Source organism: Pseudomonas sp. NPDC087612 (assembly GCF_044743505.1).
Lineage (GTDB): Bacteria > Pseudomonadota > Gammaproteobacteria > Pseudomonadales > Pseudomonadaceae > Aquipseudomonas.
Genome location: NZ_JBIUWO010000005.1, coordinates 218,280 through 234,093, shown reverse-complemented (window position 1 = coordinate 234,093; position 15,814 = coordinate 218,280). Strand labels below are relative to the sequence as shown.

Sequence of the window (15,814 nt, the reverse complement as noted above, 5' to 3'; positions counted from 1 at the left end):
CCATGTTACGTACAATCAACTTCATGGGTGTGCGCAACCTTGCGTTCGGCATCACCCTGCTTCTGACCGTGCTGGCGCTGTTCAGCTGGTTCTACAAAGGCCTCAACTTTGGTCTGGACTTCACCGGCGGTACGCTCATCGAGCTGACCTACGAGCGTCCGGCCAACCTTGGCGAGGTCCGTGAAGAACTGGTCAAGGCCGGCTTCCAGGACGCCGTGGTGCAGAGTTTCGGTGCTACCACCGACCTGCTGGTGCGTATGCCGGGCGATGATCCGCAACTGGGTAACCGAGTGTCCGAGGCGCTGCAAAAGGTCAGCACCGACAACCCGGCGGTGGTCAAGCGTGTCGAGTTCGTTGGCCCGCAGGTCGGTGAAGAGCTGCGCGACCAGGGTGGCCTGGGCATGCTGCTGGCCCTGGGCGGCATCATGATCTACCTGGCCTTCCGCTTTCAGTGGAAGTTCGCCCTGGGTGCGATCCTGTCGCTGATCCACGACGTGGTCGTGACCATGGGTATCCTCTCGTTCTTCCAGATCACCTTCGACCTGACGGTGCTGGCGGCGGTGCTGGCGATCATTGGCTACTCGCTCAACGACACCATCGTCGTATTCGACCGGGTACGTGAGAACTTCCGGGTTCTGCGCAAGGCTTCGCTGATCGAGAACATCAACATCTCGACCACCCAGACCCTGCTGCGGACCGTGGCGACCTCGGTGTCGACCTTGCTGGCGATTGCCGCGCTGCTGTTCTTCGGTGGCGACAACCTGTGGGGCTTCTCCCTGGCGCTGTTCATCGGTGTCATGGCCGGTACCTACTCGTCGATCTACATCGCCAACGTGGTGCTGATCTGGCTGAACCTGAACAGTGAAGACCTGATCCCGACGGTGAAAGCCGAAGGTGTGGACGACCGTCCATAAGGGAATTTCCCGCACTGTTGGTCGTACAAAAGGGCGCGAGTGTTGAACTCGCGCCTTTTTTTATGCTCCAAGGCAGGGAGAAGGCGGGCAATGTTCCGCAGGTATGATCAGGAGGTTCAGGTGAACAAATCGATGCTGGTGGGTGCGGTTCTGGGTGCTGTCGGTGTAACAGCCGGAGGTGCTGTTGCCACCTACAGCCTGGTCAAGGGCGGGCCGGAATACGCCGAAGTTTTGGCGGTGCAGCCGGTCAAGCAGACGGTCAAGACACCCCGTGAAGTGTGCAAGGACGTCACTGTGACGCGTCAGGCGCCGGTCAAGGATCAACACCAGATTGCCGGTACCGTGGTCGGTGCGCTGGCAGGTGGCCTGCTGGGTAACCAGATCGGTGGCGGTACCGGCAAGAAGATTGCGACCGTGGCCGGTGCGGTCGGTGGCGGCTATGCCGGCAACAAGGTCCAGGAAGGCATGCAGGAGCGTGATACCTACACCACCACGCAAACCCGCTGCAACACGGTCAACGACCTGAGCGAGAAGGTGGTCGGCTATGATGTGAAGTACTCGATCGGCGACAAGGTCGGTCAAGTGCGCATGGAGCGTGACCCGGGTTCGCAAATTCCGCTGGATAAAGAAGGCAAGCTGGTACTGAGCCAGGCCCAGGCTGGCCAGTAATCTACTGTAGGAGCGGGCTTGCCCCGCGATGCGGTGTAACGGTTAGATCGCTATCGCGGGGCAAGCCCGCTCCTACAGGCCAAAAAAAGCACCCCGAAGGGTGCTTTTTTTGTGCTCGATCGTACTTAGCGTTTGATCGAAGCAGGCAGGTGCGGCTGGATGGCAGTCAGAACGGCCTTGAAGCACTTGGTGTTGCCAGCAACGATGTGACCCTTCTCGAGGAAGTCGTGGCCACCGGTGAAGTCGCTCACCAGGCCGCCCGCTTCCTGGATCAGCAGGGCGCCTGCAGCCATGTCCCATTCCGACAGGCCCGATTCCCAGAAGGCATCGAAACGACCGGCGGCAACGTAGGCCAGGTCCAGGCTGGCAGCACCGGCGCGGCGGATGCCTGCGGTCTGGCCAACCAGGGCGCGGAACATGCCCAGGTAGTTGTCCAGGTCAGCCATCTGGTTGTCGCGGAACGGGAAGCCGGTACCCAGCAGGGCACCTTCCAGGCTGGTGCGAGGGCTGACGCGCAGGCGGCGGCCGTTCAGCTGGGCGCCACGGCCACGGCTGGCGGTGAATTCTTCCTGGCGGACAGGGTCCAGCACCACGGCGTGCTCAAGGCGGCCACGGTATTTGCAGGCAATGCTGACAGCAAAGTGCGGAACGCCACGCAGGAAGTTGGTGGTGCCATCCAGTGGGTCGATGATCCACAGGTAGTCCTTGCCTTCTTCGCCGCTACCGGCATGCAGGCCGGTCTCTTCGCCGTAGATGGAGTGGTTCGGGTAGGCCTTGCGCAGGGCATCGATGATTTTCTGCTCTGCGGCGCGATCGACTTCGGAGACGTAATCCTTGGCGTCTTTTTCATCAACCTTGATGCTATCCAGGCGCTCGATGGAGCGGAAAATCAATTCACTGGCGCTGCGGGCGGCGCGCAGCGCGATATTCAGCATGGGCTGCATGGACGTTTCACCTGGGTCGTTAAAGAAAGCCGAACATTCTAGCAGAAAACTTTGCGCGAAGAAGGGTGACATTTGCTTTCGTAGCGTAAAGTCGGTCGCTTCTGTAAGATTTGCTCCCCCTTCGCAACGTCTGTGAGCGCTCGCCTTGCTGCAAAATATTCGTGTTGTTCTGGTCAATACCAGCCACCCCGGCAATATCGGCGGCGCTGCGCGTGCCATGAAAAACATGGGCTTGTCGCGCTTGGTGCTGGTCGATCCGCAGCATTTTCCCTCGCCTGAGGCGGATGCCCGTGCGTCGGGTGCCGATGATGTGCTGGGCGGCGCACAAGTGGTCGCCACCCTTGAAGAGGCGCTGGTCGGCTGCAACCTGGTGTTCGGTACCAGTGCCCGCGAGCGCCGCATCCCCTGGCCGCTGGTCGACCCGCGCGAGTGCGCCAGCAAGGTCATCGAGCATGCCGTTCAGGGCGAAGAGATTGCCCTGGTGTTCGGCCGTGAGCACGCCGGCCTGACCAACGAAGAACTGCAGCGTTGCCATTTCCATGTGCACATCCCCTCGAACCCGGACTTCAGTTCGCTGAACCTCGGCGCCGCAGTGCAGGTGCTGGCCTATGAGGTGCGCATGGCCTGGCTGGCGCAGGAAGGGCAGGCGTCGCCGGTGGAAGTAGTCGACAGCAGCGAGCTGGCGACCATGGATGAAATGGAGCTGTTCTACCAGCACCTGGAAAAAACCCTGGTCGATATCGGCTTTCTCGACCCGCTCAAGCCCAGGCACCTGATGCCGCGCCTGCGTCGCCTGTACGGGCGCAGCTCGGTGGATCGTTCGGAAATGAGTATTTTGCGCGGCATTCTCACCGAAACCCAGAAAGCGGCCCGTGGCGAGCCGCATAAGCGCAAGGATCAATAGATGTTCGAGCGTCTGCGTGAAGATATCCAGAGCGTTTTCCACCGTGACCCGGCGGCGCGCAATGCCTTTGAGGTGCTGACCTGCTACCCCGGTATGCATGCGATCTGGCTGCATCGTGCGGCGCACGCCTTGTGGCGACGGGACTGCAAGTGGCTGGCGCGGCTGGTGTCGAACTTTGGCCGCTGGCTGACCGGGATCGAGATTCACCCTGGTGCCAAGGTGGGGCGGCGCTTCTTCATTGACCACGGCATGGGCATCGTCATCGGCGAAACCGCCGAGATCGGCGACGACGTCACTCTGTACCAGGGCGTGACCCTGGGCGGCACCACCTGGAACAAGGGCAAGCGCCACCCGACCCTGGAAGACGGCGTGGTCGTTGGTGCCGGGGCCAAGGTGCTGGGGCCGTTCACCGTCGGCGCCGGGGCCAAGATCGGTTCCAACGCGGTGGTCACCAAGGCGGTACCGGCCGGCGCGACTGCGGTGGGTATCCCCGGGCGGATCATCGTCAAGACCGATGCCGATGCCGAGGTCGAGGCCCGGCGCAAGGCCATGGCCGAGAAGATCGGCTTCGATGCCTATGGCGTCAGCGAAGACATGCCCGACCCGGTGGCCCGCGCCATTGGTCAGTTGCTTGACCACCTGCAGGCGGTCGACGGGCGTCTGGAAGGCATGTGCGGCGCGCTTAAGAATCTTGGCAGCGACTACTGCGCCAAGGAGCTGCCGGCACTGCGTGAAGAGGACTTCGCCGAGATCAAGGATGAGGCCCGCAGCGACGCGTCGACGCATTGACAGAAGGGGCGTGCGCAAGCGCCCCTTAGTTTGCTATCATTCCGCCGCCCTCTTGCGGTAAACCCGACTAAAGCACTAGGTCTTATAGTTGACTTAAATGCTCGGGAATAGCATACTCGCTCCCATCCCGTAACCCCGTGGTACCTACTAGCCATGCGACTGACTACAAAAGGCCGATACGCCGTGACCGCCATGCTCGACCTGGCGTTGCACGCGCAGAATGGGCCGGTGTCTCTGGCCGACATTTCCGAGCGCCAAGGCATTTCCCTCTCTTATCTGGAGCAGCTGTTTGCAAAGCTGCGCCGCAGCAGCCTGGTTTCCAGTGTGCGCGGCCCTGGCGGCGGCTACCAGCTGTCGCGAAGCATGGAGAGCATTCAGGTCGCCCAGGTCATCGACGCGGTCAACGAATCGGTCGATGCCACGCGCTGCCAGGGGCTGGGTGATTGCCACGCCGGCGACACCTGCCTGACCCACCACCTGTGGTGCGACCTCAGCCAGCAGATTCACGAATTCCTCAGCGGCATCAGCCTGGCTGACCTTGTCACTCGCCGTGAGGTACAAGAAGTCGCCCAGCGCCAGGACCTGCGTCGTATCGCAGGCCGGGCACCGCAGCTGGACAAGATTGAGACGTCCGCCGTCGAATGACCGTTTCGACGCGCGGCGCGACCGCCTGATAGGAGATATTCAATGAAGTTGCCGATCTACCTCGATTACTCCGCGACCACCCCGGTCGATCCACGCGTTGCCCAGAAGATGAGCGACTGCCTGCTGGTCGACGGGAACTTCGGTAACCCGGCGTCGCGCTCCCACGTCTTTGGCTGGAAAGCCGAAGAAGCGGTCGAGAACGCCCGTCGCCAGGTCGCCGACCTGGTCAATGCCGATCCGCGTGAAATTGTCTGGACCAGCGGTGCCACCGAGTCCGACAACCTGGCAATCAAGGGCGTCGCGCACTTCTACAGCACCAAGGGCAAGCACCTGATCACCTCCAAGATCGAGCACAAGGCTGTCCTGGACAGCACTCGTCAGCTGGAGCGTGAAGGCTTTGAAGTGACCTACATCGAGCCAGGCGCCGATGGCCTGATCACGCCGGCCATGGTTGAAGCTGCCCTGCGTGAAGACACCATTCTGGTGTCGATCATGCACGTGAACAACGAAATCGGCACCATCAACGACATCGCCGCCATTGGCGAGCTGACCCGCGCCCGCGGCGTCATGTTCCACGTCGATGCCGCGCAGTCCACCGGCAAGGTCGAGATCGACCTGCAAAAGCTCAAGGTCGACCTGATGTCGTTCTCGGCGCACAAGACCTATGGCCCTAAAGGCATTGGCGCGCTGTACGTCAGCCGCAAGCCTCGCGTGCGCCTGGAAGCCACCATGCACGGCGGCGGTCACGAGCGCGGCATGCGTTCGGGCACCCTGGCCACCCACCAGATCGTCGGCATGGGCGAAGCCTTCGCCATCGCCAAAGAGCTGATGGCCAGCGAGAACCTGCGCATCAAGGCCCTGAGCGACCGCTTCTACAAGCAGGTTGAAGGCCTCGAAGAGCTGTACATCAACGGCAGCATGACCGCGCGCATTCCGCACAACCTGAACCTGAGCTTCAACTACGTCGAAGGCGAGTCGCTGATCATGGCGCTCAAGGACCTGGCCGTTTCGTCCGGCTCGGCCTGTACTTCGGCTTCGCTCGAGCCGTCCTACGTGCTGCGTGCCCTGGGCCGCAACGACGAACTGGCACACAGCTCGATCCGCTTTACCTTCGGTCGCTTCACCACCGAAGAAGAAATCGACTACGCCGCGCAGAAGGTTTGCGAGGCCGTAACCAAGCTGCGCGAATTGTCGCCGCTGTGGGATATGTACAAAGACGGCGTCGACATCTCCAAGATCGAGTGGGCTGCGCACTAAGTAGTCGCCGGCAAGAGCGGCTCTCTGATGAGGAAGGAATTGCACCATGGCATACAGTGAAAAGGTCATCGACCACTACGAAAACCCGCGTAACGTCGGCAAGATGAATGCCGAGGACCCGGATGTCGGCACCGGCATGGTCGGCGCTCCGGCGTGCGGCGACGTCATGCGCCTGCAGATCAAGGTCAACGAGCAGGGCGTTATCGAAGACGCCAAGTTCAAGACCTACGGCTGCGGTTCGGCCATCGCTTCCAGCTCCCTCGCTACCGAGTGGATGAAGGGCAAGACCCTGGACGAAGCGGAAACCATCAAGAACACCCAGCTGGCCGAAGAACTGGCGCTGCCGCCGGTTAAAATCCACTGCTCGGTACTCGCCGAGGACGCCATCAAGGCGGCCGTGCGCGATTACAAGCAGAAGAAAGGTTTGCTCTAAGGTCGCCTGTTGCAGGTAAGGAGTCTCGATGGCTATCAGCATGACAGAAGCCGCCGCCAAACATGTGCGGCGCTCCCTCGACGGACGCGGCAAGGGTGAAGGTATTCGCCTTGGCGTGCGCACCACTGGCTGCTCGGGCCTGGCCTATGTGCTGGAGTTCGTCGATGAAGTAACCTCCGATGACCAGGTCTTCGAAAGCCATGGCGAAAAGGTCATCATCGATCCGAAAAGCCTGACGTACCTCGACGGTACCGAGCTGGATTTCGTCAAGGAAGGGTTGAACGAAGGCTTCAAGTTCAACAACCCCAACGTGCGCGGTGAGTGTGGCTGCGGCGAAAGCTTCAACGTCTGAGGCTGCGCGTGGGTACTCCTTGTCATTTCGCCCTGTTTGACCTGCAACCTGGCTTCCGTCTGGACCTCGACAAGCTGGCTGTTCGCTATCGCGAGCTGGCCCGCGAGGTCCATCCGGATCGCTTCGCCGATGCCTCCGAACGTGAACAGCGCATTGCGCTGGAGCGTTCGGCTGCGCTGAACGAGGCCTACCAGACTCTCAAGAGCGCGCCCCGGCGTGCCCGCTACCTGTTGGCGATCGGCGGCCATGAAGTGCCGCAGGAAGTCACCGTCCATGATCCCGAGTTCCTGCTGCAGCAGATGCAGCTGCGTGAAGAGCTCGAAGACCTCCAGGACAGTGCCGACCTCGATGGCGTGGCCGGCTTCAAGCGTCGCTTGAAAGCCGCCCAGGAAGCACTCAACGAGGACTTCGCCGCCTGCTGGGATGATCCTGCGCAGCGTGAACAGGCCGAGCGCCTGATGCGCCGCATGCAGTTTCTCGACAAGCTCGCCTACGAAGTGCGCCAGCTGGAAGAGCGCCTCGACGATTAACCCGGCGCTGCTTCTGGCGGCGCCCCTGGTATTCAGATAAGCATGGCCCTACTGCAGATCGCCGAACCCGGTCAGAGCCCCCAGCCGCACCAGCGTCGCCTGGCGGTGGGTATTGACCTTGGTACCACCAATTCCCTGGTTGCTGCCCTGCGCAGCGGCCGCAGCGAGCCCCTGCCCGATGCCCAAGGCCGGGTGATCCTGCCGTCCGCAGTGCGCTATCACGCTGACCACATCGATGTCGGCCAGAGCGCCCGCGACGCCGCCGCCAGCGACCCGCTCAACACCGTGCTGTCGGTCAAGCGCCTGATGGGCCGTGGCCTGGCAGACGTCAAGCAATTGGGTGAGCAACTGCCGTACCGCTTTGTCGGTGGCGAGTCGCACATGCCGTTCATCGACACCGTCCAGGGCCCGAAAAGCCCGGTGGAAGTCTCGGCCGACATCCTCAAGGTGCTGCGCCAGCGCGCCGAAGAGACCCTCGGCGGCGAACTGGTTGGCGCGGTGATCACCGTGCCGGCGTATTTCGACGACGCACAGCGCCAGGCCACCAAGGACGCCGCGCGTCTGGCCGGCCTGAACGTGTTGCGCCTGCTCAACGAGCCGACCGCGGCGGCCGTGGCCTATGGCCTGGACCAGAATGCCGAAGGCCTGGTGGCCATCTATGACCTGGGTGGCGGTACCTTCGATATCTCGATCCTGCGCCTGACCGGCGGTGTCTTTGAAGTGCTGGCCACCGGTGGCGACAGCGCCCTGGGCGGCGACGACTTCGACCATGCCATCGCCAGCTGGATTGTCGAGCAGGCCGGCCTGTCCTCGGATCTCGATCCGGGTGCCCAGCGCCAGCTGCTGCAGACCGCCTGCGCAGCCAAAGAGGCCCTGACCAATGCTGATGTGGTCACGGTCGCCTATGGCAACTGGCAGGCCGAGCTGACCCGCAGTGCCTTCGATGCCCTGATCGAGCCCATGGTCGCCCGCAGCCTCAAGGCCTGCCGCCGCGCCGTGCGTGACAGCGGCGTCGAGCTCGAAGAAGTTGCCGCAGTGGTCATGGTCGGTGGTTCGACCCGCGTGCCGCGTGTGCGCGAGGCCGTCGGCACGTTGTTTGGGCGTACCCCGCTGACCGAAATCGACCCGGACCAGGTAGTCGCCATCGGCGCCGCCATCCAGGCCGATACCCTGGCTGGCAACCGCCGCGATGGTGGCGAATTGCTGCTGCTGGACGTGATTCCGTTGTCCCTGGGTCTGGAAACCATGGGTGGGCTGATGGAGAAGGTGATTCCGCGCAACACCACCATCCCGGTTGCCCGCGCCCAGGAGTTCACCACCTACAAAGATGGCCAGTCGGCCATGATGATTCATGTGCTGCAGGGCGAGCGCGAACTGATCAGTGACTGCCGCTCCCTGGCGCGCTTCGAACTGCGTGGCATCCCGGCGATGGTTGCCGGTGCGGCGAAGATCCGCGTGACCTTCCAGGTCGATGCCGACGGCCTGCTCAGCGTTTCGGCGCGCGAGCTGGGCTCGGGCGTCGAATCGAGCATCCAGGTCAAGCCGTCCTACGGCCTGACCGACGGCGAAATCGCCCGTATGCTCAAGGACTCCTTCGAGCATGCCGGTTTCGACAAGGTGGCGCGCCAGCTGCGCGAGCACCAGGTCGACGCCGAGCGCCTGCTCGAAGCGGTACAGGGCGCCCTGGACGCCGATGGCGAACGCCTGCTGGACGCCGAAGAGCGCCTGGCAATCGAGCAACAGATGCAAGACTTGCGTGATTTGATCAACGGCACCGATGGCGCGGCCATCGAGCAACAGACCAAGCGTCTGTCGCAGGTGACCGATGCCTTTGCCGCCCGTCGCCTTGATTCGACGGTAAAAGCCGCTTTGGCCGGGCGCAACCTGAATGAGATCGAGGAATAACTGATGCCGCAGGTGATTTTTCTGCCCCACGAGAGATTCTGCCCGGATGGCATGGTCGTGGAGGCCGAGACCGGGAAATCCATTCTCGAGGTGGCCCATGACAACCACATTGAGATCGAAAGCGCTTGTGGTGGCGTCTGCGCCTGTACCACGTGCCACTGCGTCATTCGCGAAGGTTTCAATTCGCTCAATGAGGCTGACGAGCTGGAAGAGGACTTCCTGGATCGCGCATGGGGCCTTGAGCCTACGTCGCGCCTGACCTGTCAGGCCGTGGTCGGTACCGAGGATGTAACTGTCGAGATTCCGAAATACTCGCTCAACCACGCTGCCGAAGCGCCGCATTGATCCTGGAGCCGACATGAGCCTGAAATGGGTTGATGTACTTGAAATTGCAATCCAGCTTGCCGAAAGCAAGCCGGAAGTCGATCCTCGTTATGTGAACTTCGTCGATCTGCACCGTTGGGTGCTGGCATTGCCGGAATTCAGTGACGATCCGACCCGTGGCGGCGAGAAGGTTCTCGAAGCCATCCAGGCGGCCTGGATCGAAGAAGCCGACTGAGCGCGCTCGGCAGGTTAGGCAATCCCCCGGAACCCGCGTATAATTCGCGGGTTTAATTTTTCGCTTCACTCAACGTTTCTGGAGTTTCACCATGGCTGTTCAACGTACTTTCTCGATCATCAAGCCTGACGCCGTTGCTAAAAACGTGATCGGCGAGATCACCACCCGTTTCGAAAAAGCCGGCCTGCGCGTCGTTGCCTCGAAACTCAAGCAACTGTCCAAAGCCGAAGCCGAAGGCTTCTACGCTGAGCACAAAGAGCGCGGCTTCTTCGGCGACCTGGTTGCCTTCATGATCTCCGGTCCTGTTGTTGTCCAGGTTCTGGAAGGCGAAAACGCCATCGCTCTGAACCGTGAGCTGATGGGCGCTACCAACCCTAAAGAAGCTGCTGCCGGCACCATCCGTGCTGACTTCGCCGAGTCCATCGACGCCAACGCCGTTCACGGTTCGGACTCCGAAGCCGCCGCTGCTCGCGAAATCTCGTACTTCTTCGCAGCTACCGAGGTAACCACTCGCTAAGCGAAAGCTTACGGGTGAGGGTGAATCCATGACGACATCGACTGGCAAAACTAACCTGTTGGGGCTTACCCAGCCGGAAATGGAAAAATTCTTCGACTCTATCGGGGAGAAGCGTTTCCGTGCCGGTCAGGTAATGAAATGGATTCACCACTTTGGCGTCGATGATTTCGACGCCATGACGAATGTCGGCAAGGCCTTGCGCGAAAAGCTCAAGGCTGTTGCCGAGATTCGCGGTCCGGAAGTGGTCAGCGAGGACATCTCCAGCGACGGCACCCGTAAATGGGTGGTGCGCGTGGCGTCCGGCAGCTGCGTCGAGACCGTGTACATCCCCCAGGGCAAGCGTGGCACCCTGTGTGTCTCGTCCCAGGCCGGTTGCGCCCTGGACTGCAGTTTCTGCTCCACCGGCAAGCAAGGATTCAACAGCAACCTCACCGCCGCCGAAGTGATCGGCCAGGTGTGGATTGCCAACAAGTCGTTCGGCAGCGTGCCGGCCACCATCGACCGTGCCATCACCAACGTGGTGATGATGGGCATGGGTGAGCCACTGCTGAACTTCGACAACGTGGTCGCCGCCATGCACCTGATGATGGACGACCTCGGCTACGGCATTTCCAAGCGCCGGGTGACCCTGTCCACTTCCGGCGTGGTACCGATGATCGAAGAGCTGGCCAAGCACATCGACGTCTCCCTGGCCCTCTCGCTGCACGCGCCGAACGATGCCCTGCGCAACGAGCTGGTACCGCTCAACAAGAAGTACCCGCTCAAGGTCCTGCTCGAAGCCTGCATGAACTACATGTCGCAGCTGGGCGAAAAGCGCGTGCTGACCATTGAGTACACCCTGCTCAAGGACGTCAACGACAAACTCGAACACGCCGTGGAAATGGCCGAGTTGCTCAAGAACGTGCCGTGCAAGATCAACCTGATTCCGTTCAACCCGTTCCCGCATTCCGGTTACGAGCGGCCGAGCAACAACGCCATCCGTCGTTTCCAGGACCACCTGCATCACGCCGGCTACAACGTTACCGTGCGCACCACCCGTGGTGAAGACATCGACGCGGCGTGCGGCCAGCTGGTCGGCCAGGTGATGGACCGCACCCGCCGCAGCGAGCGCTATATCGCCGTACGTCAGTTGAATGCCGACGGTGACGTGCAAGAAAGCGCCGCGCGCAACTGAAGAGAGGACCTCCATGACCCTGCGCTTCGCGCTGTCGATCCTGGCGCTCGCCCTGCTTGCAGGTTGCGTGTCCGGCGGGAGTTCGGACGCGCTGGGCAGTCGTGAAGGTCGCGAGCAGGCACGCCAAGCCTATGTGCAGTTGGGCCTGGGTTATTTGCAACAAGGTTTGACCGAGCAGGCCAAGGCGACGCTGAAAAAAGCCCTCGACCTCGATAGCCAGGATGCCGCAGCCCATGCGGCCCTGGCTTTGGTGTTTCAGGCCGAAGACGAGCCGGAACTGGCCGAGGCGCACTTTCGCAAGGCCCTGGCCCGGCGCCCGGACGACACCCGAATTCGCAACAATTACGGCAGTTTCCTTTATGCTCGTGGGCAATACGCCCAGGCGCAGCAGATGTTTGCCCAAGCGGCGGCCGATACCCTGTATCCTGAACGCTCCCGGGTGTTCGAGAACCTTGGCCTGACCGCGCTCAGGCTGGGGCAGCGCGCCGAAGCGCAGGAATACCTGGTAAAAGCTTTGCGACTCAACCAGCAGCAGCCGCGCGCGTTGCTGGAAATGGCTGAGTTGTCTTACGAAGACAGGCATTATGTGCCGGCCCGTGACTACTACGATCGTTTCAGCCAGCTGAGCGACCACAGTGCCCGCAGCCTGCTGCTGGGCAGCCGCCTGGCCAGCGTCTTCGAAGAACGGAACAAGGCCAGCGAACTGGGCCTGCAATTACAACGACTTTATCCCGGTACGCCGGAATATCAGCAATACCTGTCGGAGCAATGATGAAAGCGGCGCATCCCGAAGCAGCAGCAGCGACTCGCGAAAATCCCGGTGAAATCCTGCGTCAGGCCCGCGAGAGCAGGGACTGGTCCCAGGCCGAAGTGGCCCGCAAGCTCAACCTCACCGTGAGTTCCCTGAACAATCTAGAAGCCGGCGCCTTCGACAAGCTGCCGGGGCATACCTTTGCCCGTGGCTACATACGCGCCTATGCCAAGCTGCTGGACATGGACCAGGCTGCCCTGGTGCAGGCTTTCGACCAGTGCACCGGCACCCACGCCCAAGGCAGCGACGTTCACGCCCTTGGCCGCATCGAAGAGCCGGTGCGCCTGTCCCACAACATCCTGCGTATCGTCAGCCTGGTGCTGCTGGTGGTGGTGATCGGTGGTGGCTTCTTCTGGTGGCAGGACCAGACCAGCCTGCGAGGCAAGGACCTGGCCAACATGGCCCTGGAGCACGTCGAAGTCGAGAGCGCCGACGGCACCACCCAGATTCACCCGCTGGACGAGCCTGAAGACCAGGCTGTGAGCGCTGGCCAGCAACCGCAAAGCACTGCCTTGAGCCTTGAGCAGGCCCCGACAGAACCGGCTGGCGCCGCACCTGCCGAACAAGCACCGGCCAGCCCTGCTGCCACGCCTGCTGCGCCTGCCGCCAGCACCGCGACCACGCCGGTGGCGCCGGTTGTACCGGCTCCAGCGCCAGCCCCGGTGGCGCCCGTGGTCAACAGTGCAGTGGTTGCCGCAACGCCAGCAGCACCTGCTGTCGCCGCTCCAGCCCCGGCCGGTAGTGGCCAGCTGCACATGCAATTCAACGCCGATTGCTGGACCTCGGTCACCGACGGCAACGGCAAGCTGCTGTTCAGCGCCATCAAGCGCAAGGGCGACAGCCTGGACCTGACCGGCAAGCCGCCGTTTTCGGTACGCCTGGGCTTTGCCCGCGGCGTGCAGGTCAGCTACAACGGCCAGCCTGTCGACGTTGCGCCGTTCACCAGTGGCGAGACCGCTCGCCTGAAGTTGGGACAATAAGTCATGCACGGCGAATCTCCGATCAAACGTCGCGAATCCCGGAAAATCTGGGTAGGTAATGTGCCTGTTGGCGGCGATGCTCCCATCGCGGTCCAGAGCATGACCAACACCGACACCAATGACGTGGCCGCGACCGTGGCGCAGATCAACCGCCTGATCGATGCCGGCGTCGACATCGTGCGCGTCTCGGTACCGGACATGGACGCTGCCGAGGCCTTCGGCAAGATCAAGCAGCAGGTCAGCGTACCGCTGGTTGCCGACATCCATTTCGACTATCGCATCGCCTTGCGCGTGGCCGAACTGGGCGTTGACTGCCTGCGCATCAACCCGGGCAACATCGGTCGTGAAGACCGCGTTCGGGCGGTGGTCGATGCCGCCCGCGATCGCGGTATTCCGATCCGTATCGGCGTCAACGCCGGTTCCCTGGAAAAAGACCTGCAGAAAAAGTACGGCGAGCCGACCCCGGCGGCGCTGGTCGAGTCCGCCATGCGTCATGTCGAGCACCTCGACCGCCTGGATTTCCAGGACTTCAAGGTCAGCGTTAAAGCCTCTGACGTGTTCATGGCCGTCGAAGCCTACCGCCTGCTGGCCAAGCAGATCATCCAGCCGCTGCACCTGGGCATCACCGAAGCCGGCGGCCTGCGCTCGGGCACGGTGAAATCCGCGGTGGGCCTCGGTATGCTGCTTGCCGACGGGATTGGCGATACTATTCGCATTTCGCTGGCCGCCGACCCGGTCGAAGAGGTCAAGGTCGGCTACGACATCCTCAAGTCCCTGCACCTGCGTTCGCGTGGCATCAACTTCATCGCCTGCCCGAGCTGCTCGCGGCAGAACTTCGATGTGGTCAAGACCATGAACGAGCTGGAAGGGCGCCTGGAAGACCTGCTGGTACCGCTGGACGTCGCCGTGATCGGTTGCGTGGTCAACGGCCCGGGCGAGGCCAAGGAAGCCCACGTGGGGCTCACCGGTGGCACGCCGAACCTGATCTACATCGACGGCAAGCCTGCGCAGAAGCTGACCAATGACAACCTGGTCGATGAGCTGGAAAAGCTCATCCGCCAGAAAGCGGCTGAAAAAGCCGAGGCCGACGCGGCGCTGATCGCCCGTGGCTGACTGACACAGAATTGTTAAGGGATTTTCCGTGAGCAAATCGCTGCAAGCCATTCGTGGCATGAACGACATCCTGCCCGAGCAGACGCCGCTGTGGCGTTATTTCGAGAACACCGTGGCCGGCCTGCTGGATACCTATGGCTATCGCCAGATCCGCACGCCGATCGTCGAGTTCACCGAGCTGTTCAAGCGCTCGATCGGCGAAGTCACCGACATCGTCGAAAAAGAGATGTACACCTTCGACGATCGTAACGGCGACTCCCTGACCTTGCGCCCGGAAGGCACCGCCGCCTGCGTGCGCGCCGTGCTCGAGCACGGCATCACCGGCAGCGGCCAGGTGCAGAAACTCTGGTACATCGGCCAGATGTTCCGTCACGAACGCCCGCAGAAAGGCCGTTATCGCCAGTTCAACCAGATTGGCGTTGAAGTCTTCAACCTCGACGGCCCGGATATCGACGCCGAGCTGATCATGCTCACCTGGCGCCTCTGGGGCCAGTTGGGCATTCGCGACGCGGTCAAGCTCGAACTCAACAGCCTGGGTACCAGCGAAGCCCGGGCCCGCTACCGTGACGCGCTGGTCGAGTTCCTCTCGGCGCGCCTGGAGCACCTGGACGAAGACAGTCAGCGCCGCCTGAAAAGCAACCCGCTGCGCATCCTCGACAGCAAGGACGCCAATACCCAGGCGGTGCTGGTCGATGCGCCGAAGCTCGAAGACTACCTGGACGAAGAGTCCCGCGTGCACTTCGAGGGCCTCAAGGCACGCCTGGATGCCGCCGGCATTCCGTTCGTGATCAACACCAAACTGGTGCGCGGCCTGGACTACTACAGCAAGACCGTTTTCGAATGGGTCACCGACAAGCTCGGCTCCCAGGGCACCGTATGTGCCGGTGGTCGCTACGACGGCCTGGTCGAGCAGATGGGCGGCAAGCCGACCCCGGGCGTTGGTTTCGCCATGGGTATCGAGCGCCTGATCCTGCTGCTGGAAACCCTCGAGCAGGTACCCGAGTCGATCAACCGTCAGGTCGACGTCTACCTGTGCGCCTTCGGCGAGCAGGCCGAGCTTGCCGGCCTGGCCCTTAGCGAGCGCCTGCGTGACCGTCTGCCGAACCTGCGCCTGCAGGTCAACGCCGGTGCTGGCAGCTTCAAGAGCCAGTTCAAGAAGGCCGACAAGAGCAACGCGCTGTTCGCCTTGATCCTGGGGGACGACGAGCTGGCGCAACAAGTGGTAGGTTTCAAACCCCTGCGCGGTCAGGGCGAACAACAAAACATTGCCTGGGATGCTCTGGCAGAGCACCTGGAAGCCTCGCTCGCGCAGGCGTGA

Annotated in this window: 19 protein-coding genes; 18 read left to right on the top strand and 1 reads right to left on the bottom strand. The window is 62.1% G+C overall.

Features of this window, described 5'->3' with window-relative positions; genetic code table 11:
- The first annotated feature begins 2 nt into the window (after nucleotides 1-2).
- The gene (gene secF, locus ACIOVF_RS12295; protein WP_045196188.1) at nucleotides 3-914 is read left to right on the top strand and encodes a protein translocase subunit SecF; all 912 of its coding nucleotides are present in this window, start codon (nucleotides 3-5) and stop codon (nucleotides 912-914) included.
- A 120-nt stretch (nucleotides 915-1,034) separates the two neighbouring features.
- Nucleotides 1,035-1,583 carry a glycine zipper 2TM domain-containing protein gene (locus ACIOVF_RS12290; RefSeq protein WP_401289700.1) on the top strand — a complete coding sequence of 183 codons (549 nt, stop codon included), beginning with the start codon at nucleotides 1,035-1,037 and terminating at the stop codon, nucleotides 1,581-1,583.
- 125 nt (nucleotides 1,584-1,708) lie between these two features.
- On the opposite strand, the gene suhB is transcribed toward ACIOVF_RS12290, so the two are convergent.
- On the bottom strand, nucleotides 1,709-2,527 hold the full coding sequence (gene suhB / locus ACIOVF_RS12285) for an inositol-phosphate phosphatase (RefSeq protein WP_010223469.1): 819 nt from the start codon (nucleotides 2,525-2,527) through the stop codon (nucleotides 1,709-1,711).
- Between the two features lie 145 nt (nucleotides 2,528-2,672).
- Here suhB and trmJ point away from each other — a divergent pair, with 145 nt between their 5' ends.
- The 16 genes from trmJ to hisS all read left to right on the top strand — a co-directional run bounded on the left by trmJ (nucleotide 2,673) and on the right by hisS (nucleotide 15,814).
- Nucleotides 2,673-3,431, top strand: a complete 759-nt coding sequence (gene trmJ, locus ACIOVF_RS12280) for a tRNA (cytosine(32)/uridine(32)-2'-O)-methyltransferase TrmJ (RefSeq protein WP_093388088.1) — start codon at nucleotides 2,673-2,675, stop codon at nucleotides 3,429-3,431.
- Nucleotides 3,432-4,220 carry a serine O-acetyltransferase gene (gene cysE / locus ACIOVF_RS12275; protein WP_401289695.1) on the top strand — a complete coding sequence of 263 codons (789 nt, stop codon included), beginning with the start codon at nucleotides 3,432-3,434 and terminating at the stop codon, nucleotides 4,218-4,220.
- Nucleotides 4,221-4,373: 153 nt separating this feature from the next.
- A complete protein-coding gene (gene iscR, locus ACIOVF_RS12270; protein WP_036993915.1) occupies nucleotides 4,374-4,865 on the top strand; it encodes a Fe-S cluster assembly transcriptional regulator IscR in 492 nt (163 codons plus the stop codon).
- A 42-nt stretch (nucleotides 4,866-4,907) separates the two neighbouring features.
- Nucleotides 4,908-6,122: an IscS subfamily cysteine desulfurase gene (locus ACIOVF_RS12265; protein WP_045196198.1), complete on the top strand. Its 1,215-nt coding sequence runs from the start codon at nucleotides 4,908-4,910 to the stop codon at nucleotides 6,120-6,122.
- Nucleotides 6,123-6,168: 46 nt separating this feature from the next.
- Nucleotides 6,169-6,555: a Fe-S cluster assembly scaffold IscU gene (gene iscU, locus ACIOVF_RS12260; protein ID WP_002552476.1), complete on the top strand. Its 387-nt coding sequence runs from the start codon at nucleotides 6,169-6,171 to the stop codon at nucleotides 6,553-6,555.
- A 28-nt stretch (nucleotides 6,556-6,583) separates the two neighbouring features.
- Nucleotides 6,584-6,907 (top strand): iron-sulfur cluster assembly protein IscA, encoded by a 324-nt coding sequence (gene iscA, locus ACIOVF_RS12255; RefSeq protein WP_045196204.1) that lies wholly within the window; start codon nucleotides 6,584-6,586, stop codon nucleotides 6,905-6,907.
- A gap of 8 nt (nucleotides 6,908-6,915) precedes the next feature.
- Nucleotides 6,916-7,437, top strand: a complete 522-nt coding sequence (gene hscB / locus ACIOVF_RS12250) for a co-chaperone HscB (RefSeq protein WP_401289689.1) — start codon at nucleotides 6,916-6,918, stop codon at nucleotides 7,435-7,437.
- Between the two features lie 42 nt (nucleotides 7,438-7,479).
- Complete coding sequence (gene hscA, locus ACIOVF_RS12245; RefSeq protein ID WP_045196208.1) at nucleotides 7,480-9,342, top strand: Fe-S protein assembly chaperone HscA; 1,863 nt, start codon at nucleotides 7,480-7,482, stop codon at nucleotides 9,340-9,342.
- Nucleotides 9,343-9,345: 3 nt separating this feature from the next.
- Nucleotides 9,346-9,687 (top strand): ISC system 2Fe-2S type ferredoxin, encoded by a 342-nt coding sequence (gene fdx, locus ACIOVF_RS12240; RefSeq protein WP_045196210.1) that lies wholly within the window; start codon nucleotides 9,346-9,348, stop codon nucleotides 9,685-9,687.
- A 13-nt stretch (nucleotides 9,688-9,700) separates the two neighbouring features.
- Nucleotides 9,701-9,901 carry a Fe-S cluster assembly protein IscX gene (iscX, locus tag ACIOVF_RS12235; protein ID WP_045196212.1) on the top strand — a complete coding sequence of 67 codons (201 nt, stop codon included), beginning with the start codon at nucleotides 9,701-9,703 and terminating at the stop codon, nucleotides 9,899-9,901.
- Between the two features lie 91 nt (nucleotides 9,902-9,992).
- A complete protein-coding gene (ndk, locus tag ACIOVF_RS12230) occupies nucleotides 9,993-10,418 on the top strand; it encodes a nucleoside-diphosphate kinase (RefSeq protein ID WP_007964426.1) in 426 nt (141 codons plus the stop codon).
- Nucleotides 10,419-10,446: 28 nt separating this feature from the next.
- On the top strand, nucleotides 10,447-11,592 hold the full coding sequence (gene rlmN / locus ACIOVF_RS12225; protein ID WP_045196215.1) for a 23S rRNA (adenine(2503)-C(2))-methyltransferase RlmN: 1,146 nt from the start codon (nucleotides 10,447-10,449) through the stop codon (nucleotides 11,590-11,592).
- A 13-nt stretch (nucleotides 11,593-11,605) separates the two neighbouring features.
- Nucleotides 11,606-12,364, top strand: a complete 759-nt coding sequence (gene pilW / locus ACIOVF_RS12220) for a type IV pilus biogenesis/stability protein PilW (protein WP_401289683.1) — start codon at nucleotides 11,606-11,608, stop codon at nucleotides 12,362-12,364.
- The gene (locus tag ACIOVF_RS12215) at nucleotides 12,364-13,383 is read left to right on the top strand and encodes a RodZ domain-containing protein (RefSeq protein ID WP_401289681.1); all 1,020 of its coding nucleotides are present in this window, start codon (nucleotides 12,364-12,366) and stop codon (nucleotides 13,381-13,383) included. Before pilW ends, ACIOVF_RS12215 begins: the two co-directional genes overlap by 1 nt.
- A 3-nt stretch (nucleotides 13,384-13,386) precedes the next feature.
- Nucleotides 13,387-14,496, top strand: coding sequence for a flavodoxin-dependent (E)-4-hydroxy-3-methylbut-2-enyl-diphosphate synthase (ispG, locus tag ACIOVF_RS12210; protein WP_038997015.1), 1,110 nt, complete (start codon nucleotides 13,387-13,389; stop codon nucleotides 14,494-14,496).
- Nucleotides 14,497-14,524: 28 nt separating this feature from the next.
- Nucleotides 14,525-15,814 (top strand): histidine--tRNA ligase, encoded by a 1,290-nt coding sequence (hisS, locus tag ACIOVF_RS12205; RefSeq protein ID WP_045196222.1) that lies wholly within the window; start codon nucleotides 14,525-14,527, stop codon nucleotides 15,812-15,814.